The following is a 14,516-nucleotide window of genomic DNA, read 5'->3' on the forward strand; positions in this document are numbered from 1 at the left end:
GATGGACGAACTCGACTGGAAAATACTCGCGCTGCTGCAGGCCAACGGCCGCATCAGCTACACGGAGCTGGCACGCCAGGTTCACCTGTCGGTGCCGGCGGTCACGGAACGCGTGAAGCGCCTCGAATCGGCGGGCGTGATCGACGGCTACACGGCGCGGGTCAATCCGGCCGCGGCCGGCTACCCGGTGAGCGCGCTGATCGGCATCACGGTGCCGCAGCCGGCGAAGGCGAAATTCCTGAAGCTGCTGGAGACCATTCCCGAAGTGGTCGAGTGCCATCACGTGACCGGCGCGGATTCCTACGTGATGCGGTTTGTCGCCGTCAGCATGGCGCATCTCGAACAGCTGATCGAGCGCATCAATCTGTACGGCGAAACGCGCACGTCGATCGTGATGTCGACGCCGCTGCCGGCGCGCGGGCTCGCCCGTCCGGCCGCGGCGGTCAAAGGCGTTCGGGGGTGACAGGATGCCCCGCGCTGCGCGATGCTGTGCCATGCGCCGCTTGCGCGAACCGGACAACCTGCCATGCCAGTCATCGGATTCGATCATTACAACCTCCGCGCGGATCGGGCCACGCTCGATACGCTGCGCGACTTTTACGTGAACGTCGTAGGCCTCGAACCCGGGTATCGACCGCCGTTCCAGAGCAGCGGCTACTGGCTCTACGCGGGGGCGCAGGCGATCCTCCACCTGTCGGAAGCGCGGCCCGGCGAGGCGCGGCCGGCGCACGTCGTCAATACGTTCGACCATGTGGCGTTTTCGTGCGCGAATGCCGCGGACATGGAGCGGCGTCTTGTCGACGCGCAGGTCCGGTACGCGCGCCGGTACGTGCCGGTCACGAGCCAGCTGCAGATCTTTTTCACCGATCCGGCCGGGAATGGCGTCGAGTTGAATTTTGCAGACGCCGGCCGCGATTCCGGTGATGGACCGGGTTAGCGCTGGCGACTGGTCCGTGACAGTTGCCCGGCAAGCGGTTGCTTGCGCGAGCGTTACCGTCGTTGCACGAGCTTCACGATCGTCAGCGCACCGTTCACGCGCTCGACCCGGACCTTGACCTTGTCGCCCACGTGCAGCGACGCGATCATCGCCGGGTCGCCGGCCTTGAATGCCATCGTCATCGGCGCCATCCCGACGTTCTGGAGCGCGCCGTGCTTCAGCGTCACCATGCCGTGCTCGGCATCGATCCGTTTCACTTCGGCGTTGGTCAGCGCGGCATCCGGCGCCGACGTCTTCGAGTCGCCCATGTCCATGTTCATGTCGGACATGCTGCCGGCTGAATACGCCGGTGTCGCGACGACGTTCATCGCGCAGAGGACGGCGACGGCAATATTTCGAATCTTCATCGACCGACTCCCGGCTGCAGCGGGTAACGCATGGAACGCACCCGCTACACCAGCAACGTCGCGACCGCCCACCCGATCAGCACGACACCCAGCGCGCGGCCGACCCGCTCGCCGCCCGGCAGCACCTTTTCGACCAGCACGAACAGCGACAACGCGACGATCCACACGACGTTCATCACGCCGCCGACGAACAGCAGCGCCATCAGCAGCCAGCAGCAGCCCACGCAATACGCGCCGTGGCGCGCGCCGAGCAGGAAGCTGCCCGTGATGCCCGGGCGCCAGTATGTCGCGAGAAACCGCACCGGCGACCGGCATTGCCGCAGGCAGGCCTGTTTCAGCGGCGAGAACTGATAGACGCCGGCCAGCGCGAGGACGATCGCGGACAGCACGGCGCTCTTCGACCACAGCATCATCCCGGAGATCAGGCCGGCGGGCTGCAGCAGCATCTGCAGCACGGCCGCGCCGACCGAGAACGCGAGCCATACGGCCAGATAGCCGGCCAACAGGCACGTCGACGTGAATGCCGACCCGGCATCGCCCCGATCGTGATGCCGCAGCACGCGCCGGTACAGCAGCACGACCGGCGCCGCGCCGGGCGTCATCATCGCGATCATCATCACCCACCACATCACGATCACGGTCGCCAGCGACGGATCCATGGCGCCCATGCCGTCGGCCAGCCGATGCGGGAACAGCGCGACCGCCGTCATGTCCAGCGCCGACATGCCGGTGCCGGCCCCCGTCCACAGGTAGGCCCAGCACGCGCCGACGAGCGCGGTCATGCCGAGCAGCGTGACGACGCGCTCGCGTCCGAGCAGCTCGCCGACGGGGATCATGCCGCGACGCGATGCCGGATCAGCCCGTGGTTGTTCAGGTGCAGCCGTGCGAACTGCGCGTAGCTCCGCTCGAGATCCAGCTGGATGTGGCCGTGCGACCGGCCGGTGCCGGATCCGATCTCGGCCAGCTCGTATTCGAAGCCGTGCGGCAGGTCGATCCGCACGCGATGTTCGGCGCCCGTCACCGGATTGCGGATCGGCTCGCCGACGATGTCGAGCACGCCGTCGATGCTGATCCGGCCGCGCCGCGCATCGACATCGACGTCGAAATCGATCTTCGCGAAGATCGGCTCGTAGGCCTGCTCGAGCGTCGATGCGAACACGGAAAACATCGTCGCGAACGGATCGGTGTCCTGACCGGTCATGATCTTCAGCACGGCTTCGCACTGCGCGGGGCTCGCACGCTCGTCGACGATCGGCTGGCACCGGCCGTGGCCTTCGTGAATCGGCCCGGGCCACTGGAACACGACCGCGATCCGGACACCGTCGAGCACCACGTCGCCGTAGTGGCCGCTGTCGATCGAAATCGCACCCATCGCTTCGCAGTTGCCGTGCGTCGGCAACGAATTGAACTGGCAGGGGCAACCGTATGAGCAATTGCAGTTCATCAGTTCGGTTCCCTGGATCTCCCACGGCGTCATGGCTTCACCTCGCGCAGTCGCTGGCACGTAATGTTTCGAATCTAGTGCAGCGGACAGGGGAAATCAAAGTGCGCGCGGGTGCCTCGTGCGTCGAAAAAAACCAGGCGCCGCGCGGCGCGCAACGGTGCCGGCCCGACGCATTCAACCTCGTCGTGCAGCCCCGCCGATGCAGGCCTTTCGATGCGCAACGGCGCGCTCGGACGAGCGTGTTCGAGCCATGTCGGACAAAAGCCGACGGCACGTCCGCGGCATCACGAATGCGGGCATCCCGCATCGGTCCTGGTTCATACTGTCTCGCAATCGCCGATTCACCTCGACCGTCGCCGTCGCCCCGGATCGCTGTCATGCGTGTTCAAAGTGCGTTGCTGTTTCTCGTCGGCACCCTGCTCACCGCGGGCGGCTACGGTGCAACCTTCCTGCTGTCGATGCGCTTTCGCGCGATCGGCGGCAGCGATCTCGATACCGGCGCGGCACTGGCCGCGGCGACGGTCGGCACGTTCGCCGGTTTGTCGTTCGTCGGCTGGTTCTCGCAGCAGATCGGCACCACACGGATCGCCGCGCTGTCGTCACTGTGCATCGGCGCCGGCATCGTCGGCTTCGCGCTCGTCGGGCGCGCGGCCTACGCGGACCTGCCGTCCGGCTTCCTGGTCGGCTTCGGCTGGGGCGCGTTTCACCTGGCCGCGCCGATGTCGCTGGCCGAGCGTACCAGCGGTGCGGAGCGCGGCACCTGGTTCTTTCGATCGGCGACGTTCCAGATGACCGGAATCGGCGCATCCCCGGCGTTTGCCGCCTATGCGATGCGCATGCTCCACTGGTCGATCGACGACACGCTTTACGCGGTCGGCGCGCTGTGCGCGCTCGCGTCGCTGATGCTGGAAGCATTCGGCCGCCTGAGCCCGCGTCCGTCCGCCCCCGTCGCCGGCGGCCGGTGGGTGCGCGAGCTGCGCACGATCTCGCGCACGCGGGCGGCCGCGCCGATCGCGATGATCGCGCTCGGCACCTGCGTGTTCTCCGGCCTGATGACGTTCCAGATGTCGCTGATGCAGGGCACGCAGGCGCGGCCCGGCACATTCTTCAGCGTTTATACGATGACGGTGGTGAGCGCGCGCTGGCTGCTCGGCAGATGGGTCAGGATGGCGCGCCCCGAAACGGCGACCAAGGGCCTGCTCATGTTGATGCTGCTCGGCGCGCTCGCGATGTTCGGCGCTGCCGCGCACGCATCGCTGCAGTCCGTCGCGGCCGTCCTGCTGGGCGCCGGCTACGGCCTCATGTATCCGGTGATCCAGGCACAGGCGGTCAACGATTGCCCGGACGCGCAACGGCATGGCGTGCTGACCTGGTTCGTCGCGTCGTATTTCATCGGCGCGTTCGGGTTTCCGTCGCTTGGCGGCTGGGTGATGGTGCATGCCGGCAAGGGCGCGTTGCTGATGCTCATCGCCAGCTGCGGGCTGGCGGCGCTGTCGCTCGCGATCCTGCGCGACCGGCCGGAGCCGGTGCGCACGCAATGACGCAGTGGCGGGACGAACCGCCGCGCAGCCTGCCGGTCAGAACCGCCCGACGTCGACCACCGCCTGGGCGAATGCCTGCGGCGCCTCCTGCGGCAGATTGTGGCCGATACCGCCGGTGATCGTGCGATGCTCGTACTTACCGGTGAACTTCGCCCGATAGACGGCCGGCGGCACGTGAAACGCCCCGTTCGCGTCGCCTTCCATCGTGATGCTCGGAACCGTGATCGGCGGCGCGGATGCAAGCCGCTGCTCGTATTCGTCGTACTTCGCCTCGCCCACCGCAAGCCCCTGCCGCCACCGGTAATTGTGGATCGTAATGGCGACGTGATCCGGGTTTCGGAAAGCCGGCGCGCTTCGCGCGAAGGTCGCGTCGTCGAAGTTCCATTTCGGCGACGCCTGCTTCCAGATGAACTTGACGAAATCTTCGGTGTACTTCTCGTAGCCGTCGCGGCCGCGGTCGGTCGCGAAATAGAACTGATACCACCACTGGAACTCGCCGGCGGGCGGCAGCGGCATTTTTCCCGCGCTCTGACTGCCGATCAGATAGCCGCTCACCGATACCAGCCCCTTGCAACGCTCCGGCCACAGCACGGCAATGATATCGGCGGTTCGCGCGCCCCAGTCGAATGCACCGAACAGGGCCGTCCGGATGTCCAGCGCATCCATCAGCGCGATGATGTCGAGTGCAACGGCCGTCGGCTGCGCGTTACGCATCGTCTGGTCCGACAGGAAGGTGGTCGAGCCGTAGCCCCGCAGGTACGGGACGATCACCCGATACCCCTGCGCGCCGAGCGCCGGGGCGACGTCGACGAAGCTGTGGATGTCGTATGGCCAGCCGTGCAGCAGCATGACCGGCGGGCCATCGGCCGGGCCCGCTTCCGCATAACCGACATTGAGCAACCCGGCCTTGATCTGCTTGATCGTCGTGAACGACGAATGGCTTCCAGGCTTGATCGGTGGCATCGGCGGTGTTGCCGACGGCGCATTTTGTGCGTGAGCGGATTGCAGCATCTCGAACTGCGCTGCAACAAGCGCACCGGCTGCCATGCGCGCAAAGCCACGCCGGCGCGGGTCGATTTCTTGTGGCATTTTTATCTCCCGTTTCAGTGGGACTGACCGACAAACCGACAAACAGGCGCTACCGGAAAATGTTAGTCGATAGGAAACGGCTTGCAAGGCGGATTGAAAGACGGCAATAGGACGCATTGCCTGAATCCGTCTGTATGCGCCTGGGTCGCGCGTGCCGCCATCGGCTGGTCGGCTGAGTCTCCGCACTCGCAGCGTCGAATGGTGTCACGCCTGCGCAAATCGTCATCGCGTGAACGTGGAGCCGCAACATGGTGCCCATTCCGGGTACCCGGCGTATCGCATATCTTGAGGAACACGTTGTCGCATCGGACATCGATCTCTCGCCCGGCGAACTGGCAGCGCTGGACGAGCCCGCACCGGTCGGTGCGGCGACAGGCGAACGCCATTCGGCGCGAATGATGGCAGCCGTCGGGCATTGACGGCGAAAACGCGCCGCCGCACGCGGCGCATCCGCCGCCCTCGGCGGTGTCGTCCTGACGTCAACCCGGTTTCTTCGACGACCGCGCGACCGCGAACCACGCCATCATCGCGCCCGCGACCCACGCGCAGGTCAGCAGCAGGTCGAAGTCCATCATGCCTTCGAAATTCTCACTGTTCTCGAAGCTGCAATGCCGGCTGCCGCGAAATTCGATGCAACCGCTGGCGACCCACTGAATGTGCATGAATACGTGATAGACGGCGAAGGCCGAAGCGATAATGGCGACGCGCAGGCGTAGGGTCGTTTTCATTCGGCGCCGGAGGCGGTGGGATGGTGTGACGCCGATCTTAAGACAACGGCGCCGCATCAGGCAATCGATCCCGCGCGTACGTCGCGACCGGCATGCACGACGGCGAATCGCCATCCGCACAAACCCCGATAAAACCGTGGCATCGCGCTTTCGGCGCGGCGCCTTGCGGCGCTCGGCGCGCACGGATTTGCGGTATTCACGCTGACGCACGACGGTCTTGCCGCCGGCAGGCATCCTCCGCCCGAACGACGACGCGTCGACAACGCGCATCGCTTACGCGTCGTCGATCTGCCGGAGCCCCCTCAAGCAATCCACCGCCAGCTGCTGATAGATCCGCGTGCCGTTCGCCTTCGCGTCGATCTCCGCGTCGCTCAGCCGCCGCACCACACGGCCCGGCACGCCCGCGAGCAGCACGCCGCGCGGCACGTCGTAACCGGCCTTCACGAACGCGCAGGCCGCGACGATCGTGGTCGCGCCGATCGTCGCGCCGTCCATCACGACCGCGTTCATCCCGATCATCGTGTCCGGCTCGAGCGTCGCGCCGTGCACGATCGCGCCATGGCCGATGTGGCTGTTCACGCCGAGCCGGCACGTCTCGCGGATGCCGACGTGCAGTACGCAGCCGTCCTGCACGTTGCTGCCGTCGCCGACGACGATCGCGCCGAAGTCGCCGCGCAGGCTCGCATGCGGGCCGATGTAGCAGCCCGCGCCGATCGTCACGTCGCCGATCACGACCGCGCTCGGATGAACGTACGCGGACGAAGCGACGCGCGGGCGCATGCCGTCGAATTCGAACAGCGGCATCGCTCAGAGCACCGCGGCCGCTTCGGGCACGAGCGTGAACAGGTCGCCGACGAGGCCGTAATCGGCCACACCGAAGATCGGCGCTTCCGGATCCTTGTTGATCGCGACGATCACCTTCGAATCCTTCATGCCGGCCAGATGCTGGATCGCACCTGAAATACCGACGGCGATGTACAACTGCGGCGCGACGATCTTGCCGGTCTGGCCGACCTGGTAGTCGTTCGGCACGTAGCCGGCGTCCACTGCCGCGCGCGACGCGCCGAGTGCGGCGCTCAGCTTGTCGGCCAACGGTTCGAGAACCTTCATGTAGTTCTCGCCGCTGCCCAGGCCGCGGCCGCCCGACACGACGATGTTCGCGCTGGTGAGTTCGGGGCGATCGAGTTTCGTCACCTCCCGGCCGATGAACTGCGACACACCCGCATCTGCTGCCGCTTCGATCTTCTCGACCGCTGCGCTGCCGCCAACGCCCGCGACCGGATCGAAGCCCGTCGTCCGCACCGTGATCACCTTGATCGGGTCGCCCGACTGCACCGTCGCGATTGCGTTGCCAGCATAGATCGGACGCTCGAACGTGTCGGCCGATACAACCGCCGTGATGTCGGAGATCTGCGCGACGTCCAGCTTCGCGGCGATCCGCGGCGCGATGTTCTTGCCGTACGCGGTGGCCGGCGCGAGGATGTGCGAGTAGTTCGACGCGACGGTCAGCACCGTCGCTTCGACGTTCTCGGCGAGACCGTCCGCGAGTTGCGGCGCATCGGCGAGCAGCACTTTCGAAACGCCTGCGATCTTCGCCGCTGCATCGGCCGCTGCTTGCGCGTTGTGGCCCGCGACCAGCACGTGAATGTCGCCACCGCCGAACGCGCCGACTTCGGCGGCCGCCGCCACCGTGTTCAACGTCGCGGCCTTGATCGGCGACGCGCCGCCAGCCGATGCCGCATCGTGCTCGGCGATTACCAGAATCGTCATGTCCGTCCGCTCCCTGTTACAGCACCTTGGCTTCGGTCTTCAGCTTGTCGACCAGCGTCTGCACGTCCGGCACCTTCACGCCGGCCGCGCGCTTCGGCGGCTCGGCCACCTTCAGCGTCTTCAAACGCGGCGTGACATCCACGCCCAGGTCTTCCGGCTTCACAGTTTCCAGCGGCTTCTTCTTCGCCTTCATGATGTTCGGCAGCGTCACGTAGCGCGGCTCGTTCAGGCGCAGGTCGGTCGTCACGACCGCCGGCAGCGACAGCGACAGCGTTTCCGCGCCGCCATCGACTTCACGTGCCACGGTTGCCTTGCCATCGGCGATCGTCACCTTCGACGCGAACGTCGCTTGCGGCAGACCTGCCAGCGCGGCCAGCATCTGGCCCGTCTGGTTCGAATCGTCGTCGATCGCCTGCTTGCCGAGGATCACCAGTTGCGGCTGTTCCTTGTCGACCAGCGCCCTCAGGATCTTCGCGACACCGAGCGGCTCGACCGCGTCGCCAGCTTCGACGAGGATCGCGCGATCCGCGCCGATCGCGAGCGCCGTGCGGAGCGTTTCCTGCGCCTGCGCGACACCGACCGACACGGCCACCACCTCCGTCACGACGCCGGCCTCCTTCAGCCGCACGGCCTCTTCCACCGCGATTTCGTCGAACGGGTTCATCGACATCTTCACGTTCGCGATGTCGACGCCGGTGCGGTCGGACTTCACGCCGACCTTCACGTTCGCGTCGACCACGCGCTTCACTGCCACGAGCGCTTTCAACTGCCTGCCTCCTCTCTTGTTTCGACCGCCGCGGCGCGTCAGCGCGCGGTGTATCCGCCGTCGATCACCAGCTCCGCGCCCGTCACGTAGCGCCCGGCCGGCGACACGAGATACAGGATGCCGGCCGCGATGTCGCGCGGGCTGCCGATCTTCGCCATCGGCACGTGGGTCTGCAGATAGCCGAACACGTTGTCGGGATCCTGGCCCATCTGGCGGAACGCGTCCTCGAGCATCGGCGTGCGGATGTAGCCCGGGTGCACCGAGTTCGCACGAATGTTCTTCGCCGCATACAGCATCGCATCGACCTTCGCCATCATCCGCACCGCGGCCTTCGACGCGTGATACGCGGGCACGTCCGGGCCGCCGACGATCCCGTACATCGACGACAGGTTCACGATCGAGCCGCCGCCGGCCGCTTCCAAGCGCGGAATCGCCGCGCGCGTGCACAGGAACACGCCGTTGACGTTCACGTCCTGCACGCGCTGCCACTGTGCGAGCGTGAGTTCGTGCGTCGGCACGTTGTGCCCTTCGATGCCCGCGTTGTTCACGAGCACGTCGAGGCGCCCGAAGCGCGCGACGATCTCGCCGAACACGCGCTCGACGTCGGCCTCCTGCGTGACGTCGAGCGACCAGAACGCGGCCTGGCCGCCCTGCGCGCGAATCTCCTCGACGAGCGCTTCGGCGGGCTGCGACAGCACGTCGAGGATCGCGACGCTCGCGCCGGCCGCGGCCAGCGTGCGCGCCGTTTCCGCGCCGATGCCGCGCGCGCCGCCGGTGATCGCGGCCACCTTGCCGCGCAGGTCGAACAGGTCTTCGATGAGTTTCATTGTGTCTCCTTGAATTTAGGCGAACCGGCCACGAACGGGCCGGCCATCAAAACCATCGCGCATCATCGCGCCGTCGGCGCAGCCAGGAAATCGATGCATTCCCGATTGAAATAGGCCGCATGCTCCACCATGACCCAGTGGCCGCAACGGTTCAGCAGCACGAAGCGCGCGTCGCGGCAACGCTCGAGGAACGTCAGCGCGCCGCCGACCGGATTGAAGCGGTCGTCCGTGCCCCAGAAACCGAGCACCGGGCAGTGCAGGTCGGCGAGCGCGCCCGTCAGGTTCGGCACGCTCATCGTCGACAACACTTCGGTCGGCTGCTCGACGCACACCTTCATCCGCTCGGCGACGAGCGCGTCAGTGACGATCGCCGGATCGTGCACCAGCAGCGTCAGCAGCTCGCGCATCGTGTCGTCATTCATCTGGCGATTGGTGAAGAGCTTCACCATCCGCTGGATCCCTTCCATCCGGAAATAGGTGTCGCGATCCTCGACGCCGCCCGGCGCCATCATGATCAGCCCGTCGACTTCGTCCGGGTAATCGAGCGCGTATTTCAGCGCGATCGCGCCGCCGAGCGAGTTGCCGAGCAGCACGGCCGGCCCGATGCCGAGCGCGGACAACTGCGCGTGCAGCGCGCCGACGAAGAAATCGAGCGTGTAGGCGACGTCGGACGGCTTCGACGACTGCCCGTAGCCCGGCAGGTCGACGACGATCGCGCGGTGGCCGGCCGCCGCGAACGCGGGGTAGTTGTGCTTGAAGTTGCTGAAACCGCTCGCGCCCGGGCCGCTGCCGTGGATGAACACCACCGGGCGGCCTGCGCCCGCCTCGAAATGATGCAGGCGCAAGCCGCCCGCTACGTCGGTGAAGATGCCGGCCGGCGGCGTCGTGGGGGTCGTCATCGCGGGTTGTCTCCTTCGTCGGTCGATGGATGCCTGCCACGATGATTGCGCCGCCGGCGCTGGCCGGCATCATCCTTTCAGACTACGAAGCCACGCGCGCTTGTTCCTATCATCGGGCCACCGAAAACGGAGGCAGACGATGAACGGATTCGACTACAGCGGCAAGACGGTGCTCGTGACAGGCGGCACCAAGGGCATCGGGCGGCGCATCGCCGAGCGGTTTCTCGCGGCGGGCGCGCGCGTGTTCGTGTGCGGGCGCAGCGCGCCCGACACGCCGCCGTCCGCCGGCGGACGCACGGCCACCTTCATCGCGGCCGACCTCCGCGACATCGAGCAGGTCGACGCGATGCTCGCGACGGTCCGCGCCTCGACGGGCGCCCTCGACGTGCTCGTCAACAACGCGGGCGGCTCGCCGTTCGTGCTCGCGGCCGACGCATCGCCGCGCTTCACCGAATCGATCGTGCGGCTGAACCTGATCGCGCCGCTGCAACTCGCGCAGCGCGTGAACGCGATCATGCAGCCGCAACCGCATGGCGGCGTGATGCTGTTCATCGCGAGCGTCAGCGCGTCGCGGCCGTCGCCCGGCACCGCGGCCTACGGCGCCGCGAAGGCGGGGCTCGTCAACGCGGTCACGTCGCTCGCGGTCGAGTGGGCGCCGCGCGTGCGCGTGTGTGCGATCAGCCCGAGCCTCGTGCAAACCGAATCCGCGACCGAAGGCCACTACGGCGACGATGCGGCGCTCGATGCGATCCGCGCGACGATTCCGGCCGCACGGCTCGCGACACCCGACGACGTCGCGTCGGCGTGCCTGTTCCTCGCGTCGCCCGACGCGTCGTACACGTCGGGCGCGAACCTGCGACTCGACGGCGGGGGCGAACGGCCCGCGTTCCTGGCCGCAGCGCAGATGCAAGCGCGCTGACGCACGCGCCGCCAGAGGCGTACGCCGATCGTTTCCAGTCCTAGGGAAGTCATCTAGTTCATTTTGACGATTCCCTGCTATCGCGATCTCCCTACTCTGCCTCTCACGACAACCACAGTCGACCGTCGTCGATACCCCCAGAGGAGACACCATGCATCAACGGATTTCGCGCCGTACCGACAAGCGGGCCACCGCCGCGCTGTCGACGCTGGCCGCCGCGCTGCTGACTTGCGCCGTTCCCGACGCGCACGCCGGCAGCACGATCGAGCTCGGCGCCGACACGACGCTGGACTACACGTTCACGCTGAGTTACGGCCTCGGCATGCGCACGCGTGCGCCGAGCGGCAATCTGCTGACGCCGGCGAACATCAACGGCGACGACGGCGATCGCAACTTCGCGAAGAACAAGCTGATCGAGAACCAGGTCAGCCTGCTCGGCGAAGTGAACCTGAAGCACGACGACTGGGGCGTGTTCGTCCGCGCGAGCACGTTCTACGATCAGGCGTACCGCCACCCGAACTACAACGACGCGCCCGGCACGGTCAACCACACGGGCCAGTACAACAACTTCACCGGCGACGCCCGCTACTGGTCGGGCGGCCACACGACGCTGCTCGCCGCCTACGCCTACAACACCTTCAAGATCGGCCCGACGAGCCTGAACGTGAAGGTCGGCGACCAGGTGGTCGCGTGGGGCGAAAGCCTGTTCTTCCCGAACATCGCGGGCGCGCAAGGCCCGGCCGATGCCACCAAGTCCTATGTCGCGGGCGCTCAGGTGAAGGACATCCTGCTGCCGGTGCCGCAGATCTCGACGCAGTGGCAGATCACGCCGAACTTCAGCCTGCTCGGCTACTACCAGTTCTCGTTCCAGCAGAACCGCCTGACCGCGCCCGGCACGTACTGGAGCTATTCGGACGTGGTCGGCCCGGGCGCGCAGTTCATCATCGGCCCGGGCGGGATGATCATTCCGCGCGGGGCCGACGACAAGCCGAGCGCCCGCAACCAGTGGGGTATCGGCGCACGCGTGCGCGTGCTGGGCGACACCGAGCTCGGCGTGTACCACCTGCATTACAACGACATGAACCCGAGCGTCGTCACGACGTACTTCCCGACGCTCCAGTACCAGCAGAAATATTTCAGCAACATCAAGCTGACCGGCGCGAGCTTCTCGACGCAGGTCGGCCCGGTGAACGTCGCGGGCGAAGTGTCGTACCGCCAGGGCGCGGCCGTGCTGGTCAACACGCCGACCGGCCCGCAGTCGACGCGCGCGAACGTGCTGCAGACCAACCTGTCGGGCATCTACTCGATCGGGCCGAGCTTCCTCGCAAACTCGCAGTCGCTGGTCGGCGAACTGACGTACGTGCATGCCGGCGGCATCTCCGCGCTCGACGGCTCGACCACGCTCGCCAACTCGCGCAACGCGCTCGCGATGGAGATCGCGTGGACGCTCAGCTACAAGAACGTGTTCAACGGCTGGGATCTCGACGTGCCGCTGACCTACTCGCACGACCTGACCGGCACGTCGCCGCTCGCCGGCGCGCTCGGCTCGCTGACGGGCCAGGGCGATCACCGCGTGACCGCCGGCGTGACGTTCACGCGCCTGAGCAACCTGCAGCTGGCGCTCGTCTACGCCAAGTTCCTCGGCTCGCCCAACCCGGTCACGCGTCCGCTCGCGGATCGCGACTACGTGCTCGCCACGGCGACCTACCACTTCTGAGCGGCCCGGCCGCTCGTCACTCAGCAAGAAGAGGATTTGTCATGAAACGAACTCGTCTCCCCCTCCTGCGCGCATCGGTGATGGCCGCGTGCGCGCTCGTCGCGACGGCCTCGTTCCCGAAGGTCACGCCGGACGACCTGAAGGCGCTCGACGGCCCGCTCACGCCGATGGGCGCGGTGCGCGCCGCGAGCAAGGACAACAGCGTGCCGGAGTGGTCGGGCAAGTGGCTCGGCACGCCGCCCGACGTCCAGTACAAGCGCGGCAGCCGCTACCCCGATCCGTTCGCGAACGAGAAGCCGGTCGCGACGATCACCGCCGAGAACATGGCGCAGTACGCGGAGCACCTGACCGACGGCCAGAAGGCGATGTTCAAGCGCTATCCGGCCACGTTCAAGATCAACGTCTATCCGAGCCATCGCGACTTCCGCTACGCGGATTCCGTCTACAAGGACATCCGCACGTATGCGCCCGATTCGACGATGACGTCCGACGCGAACGGGCTGACCAACGCGCCGCCGCAGGTGCCGTACCCGATCCCGAAGACGGCCGCCGAGCTGCTGTGGAACCAGCGCTTCTCGTCGGCGATCGGCACCGAGCAGGCAACCTACGACCAGGCGGTCGTGTACTCCGACGGCAACATCGCGTGGGGCAAGGTGCGCTACGACATCTACTCGCCGCGCAACGTCGGCAAGTACGACGTGAAGAGCGACCTGAACAACCGCACGTTCTATCGCAACGCGACGGAGCTGCCGCTGTCCGACCGCGGCTCGCTGATCGTCGGCTTCACGAACTGGGACAAGGCCGGCGCGGACAACTCGTCGCGCACGTGGATGTACAACCCGGGCACGCGGCGCGTGCGCCAGGCGCCCGAATACGGCTATGACCAGCCGCAGGGCCCGGGCGGCTTCCGCACCGTCGACGACGACCGCCTGTACAACGGCCCCGGCGACCGCTACGACTGGAAGATCGTCGGCAAGCGCGAAGTCTACGTGCCGTACGACAACTACAAGGCGATGGACAGCTCGGTCAAGTATGCGGACCTGCTGACCAAGGGTCACGAAAACCCTTCGTACATCCGCTACGAGCTGCATCGTGTGTGGGTGCTGCAAGCGACGCTGAAGAGCGGCTACCGTCACCAGTACGCGAAACGCGTGCTGTACATCGACGAGGATTCGTGGATGACGCTGCTCGCCGACAACTACGACGCACGCGGCCAGCTGTGGCGCACCAACGTCGCGACGACGCTGTACGCATATGACGCGAAGACGTTCTACCCGGGTGTCGTGTTCTTCCACGACCTGATCTCCGGCGCCTACATGGCCGACCGCCTGACCAACGAAGGGCCGATGCCGAAGCTCGACAGCAGCCCGCAGTTCAGCGAAGCGTACTTCTCGCCGGACGCGATCCGCAGTTCGGGTAACTAAGCAAATCGCCGCCCGCGCCGGAGCCTCGCTCCGGCGCCCGACGCCGCC

The 14,516-nt window shown here is 66.8% G+C and carries 17 protein-coding genes; 7 read left to right on the forward strand and 10 right to left on the reverse strand.

What is annotated here, in order from left to right; translation table 11 throughout:
* Position 1 precedes the first annotated feature (1 nt).
* Both DIE17_RS14490 and DIE17_RS14495 read left to right on the forward strand, forming a co-directional pair.
* Entirely contained in the window at positions 2–463 is a 462-nt protein-coding gene (locus DIE17_RS14490) for an Lrp/AsnC family transcriptional regulator (RefSeq protein WP_044844621.1), read from the forward strand.
* A gap of 63 nt (positions 464–526) precedes the next feature.
* Positions 527–937 carry a VOC family protein gene (locus DIE17_RS14495; protein WP_124666851.1) on the forward strand — a complete coding sequence of 137 codons (411 nt, stop codon included), beginning with the start codon at positions 527–529 and terminating at the stop codon, positions 935–937.
* Positions 938–990: 53 nt separating this feature from the next.
* Here the strand turns inward: DIE17_RS14495 and DIE17_RS14500 are convergent, their stop codons facing one another.
* From DIE17_RS14500 to DIE17_RS14510, 3 genes are read right to left on the reverse strand one after another with little or no spacing between them, the layout of a single operon-like run.
* The gene (locus DIE17_RS14500) at positions 991–1,344 is read right to left on the reverse strand and encodes a copper-binding protein (protein ID WP_044844623.1); all 354 of its coding nucleotides are present in this window, start codon (positions 1,342–1,344) and stop codon (positions 991–993) included.
* Between the two features lie 44 nt (positions 1,345–1,388).
* The gene (locus tag DIE17_RS14505) at positions 1,389–2,180 is read right to left on the reverse strand and encodes a DUF2182 domain-containing protein (protein WP_124666800.1); all 792 of its coding nucleotides are present in this window, start codon (positions 2,178–2,180) and stop codon (positions 1,389–1,391) included.
* The gene (locus tag DIE17_RS14510) at positions 2,177–2,821 is read right to left on the reverse strand and encodes a DUF1326 domain-containing protein (protein WP_044844625.1); all 645 of its coding nucleotides are present in this window, start codon (positions 2,819–2,821) and stop codon (positions 2,177–2,179) included. The genes DIE17_RS14505 and DIE17_RS14510 overlap by 4 nt, the downstream gene beginning before the upstream one ends.
* Before the next feature lie 344 nt (positions 2,822–3,165).
* Between DIE17_RS14510 and DIE17_RS14515 the strand changes: the two genes are divergently transcribed.
* On the forward strand, positions 3,166–4,329 hold the full coding sequence (locus DIE17_RS14515) for an MFS transporter (RefSeq protein WP_124666799.1): 1,164 nt from the start codon (positions 3,166–3,168) through the stop codon (positions 4,327–4,329).
* Positions 4,330–4,365: 36 nt separating this feature from the next.
* Here DIE17_RS14515 and DIE17_RS14520 read toward each other — a convergent pair whose 3' ends face one another.
* Positions 4,366–5,418: an alpha/beta fold hydrolase gene (locus tag DIE17_RS14520; RefSeq protein ID WP_124666850.1), complete on the reverse strand. Its 1,053-nt coding sequence runs from the start codon at positions 5,416–5,418 to the stop codon at positions 4,366–4,368.
* A gap of 248 nt (positions 5,419–5,666) precedes the next feature.
* Here DIE17_RS14520 and DIE17_RS37440 point away from each other — a divergent pair, with 248 nt between their 5' ends.
* Complete coding sequence (locus tag DIE17_RS37440) at positions 5,667–5,837, forward strand: hypothetical protein (RefSeq protein ID WP_185733765.1); 171 nt, start codon at positions 5,667–5,669, stop codon at positions 5,835–5,837.
* 60 nt (positions 5,838–5,897) lie between these two features.
* Here DIE17_RS37440 and DIE17_RS14525 read toward each other — a convergent pair whose 3' ends face one another.
* The 6 genes from DIE17_RS14525 to DIE17_RS14550 form a co-directional block, all read right to left on the reverse strand.
* The gene (locus tag DIE17_RS14525; RefSeq protein WP_124485054.1) at positions 5,898–6,146 is read right to left on the reverse strand and encodes a hypothetical protein; all 249 of its coding nucleotides are present in this window, start codon (positions 6,144–6,146) and stop codon (positions 5,898–5,900) included.
* Positions 6,147–6,419: 273 nt separating this feature from the next.
* Positions 6,420–6,950 carry a transferase hexapeptide repeat family protein gene (locus DIE17_RS14530; protein WP_124570863.1) on the reverse strand — a complete coding sequence of 177 codons (531 nt, stop codon included), beginning with the start codon at positions 6,948–6,950 and terminating at the stop codon, positions 6,420–6,422.
* Between the two features lie 3 nt (positions 6,951–6,953).
* Positions 6,954–7,916 carry an electron transfer flavoprotein subunit alpha/FixB family protein gene (locus tag DIE17_RS14535; protein ID WP_124666798.1) on the reverse strand — a complete coding sequence of 321 codons (963 nt, stop codon included), beginning with the start codon at positions 7,914–7,916 and terminating at the stop codon, positions 6,954–6,956.
* Between the two features lie 16 nt (positions 7,917–7,932).
* On the reverse strand, positions 7,933–8,682 hold the full coding sequence (locus DIE17_RS14540) for an electron transfer flavoprotein subunit beta/FixA family protein (protein WP_124921069.1): 750 nt from the start codon (positions 8,680–8,682) through the stop codon (positions 7,933–7,935).
* Between the two features lie 38 nt (positions 8,683–8,720).
* Positions 8,721–9,509: an SDR family NAD(P)-dependent oxidoreductase gene (locus tag DIE17_RS14545; RefSeq protein ID WP_044844631.1), complete on the reverse strand. Its 789-nt coding sequence runs from the start codon at positions 9,507–9,509 to the stop codon at positions 8,721–8,723.
* Between the two features lie 62 nt (positions 9,510–9,571).
* On the reverse strand, positions 9,572–10,408 hold the full coding sequence (locus DIE17_RS14550) for an alpha/beta fold hydrolase (RefSeq protein ID WP_124666796.1): 837 nt from the start codon (positions 10,406–10,408) through the stop codon (positions 9,572–9,574).
* A gap of 139 nt (positions 10,409–10,547) precedes the next feature.
* Between DIE17_RS14550 and DIE17_RS14555 the strand changes: the two genes are divergently transcribed.
* From DIE17_RS14555 to DIE17_RS14565, 3 genes are all read left to right on the forward strand, one after another.
* The gene (locus tag DIE17_RS14555) at positions 10,548–11,327 is read left to right on the forward strand and encodes an SDR family oxidoreductase (RefSeq protein ID WP_124666795.1); all 780 of its coding nucleotides are present in this window, start codon (positions 10,548–10,550) and stop codon (positions 11,325–11,327) included.
* Positions 11,328–11,478: 151 nt separating this feature from the next.
* Positions 11,479–13,044, forward strand: a complete 1,566-nt coding sequence (locus DIE17_RS14560; RefSeq protein ID WP_124570867.1) for a DUF1302 domain-containing protein — start codon at positions 11,479–11,481, stop codon at positions 13,042–13,044.
* A gap of 41 nt (positions 13,045–13,085) precedes the next feature.
* On the forward strand, positions 13,086–14,468 hold the full coding sequence (locus tag DIE17_RS14565; protein WP_124484696.1) for a DUF1329 domain-containing protein: 1,383 nt from the start codon (positions 13,086–13,088) through the stop codon (positions 14,466–14,468).
* The last annotated feature ends 48 nt before the right edge of the window (positions 14,469–14,516 follow it).

Origin of the sequence: Burkholderia sp. Bp9099 (assembly GCF_003857805.1) — a bacterium.
GTDB lineage: Bacteria > Pseudomonadota > Gammaproteobacteria > Burkholderiales > Burkholderiaceae > Burkholderia.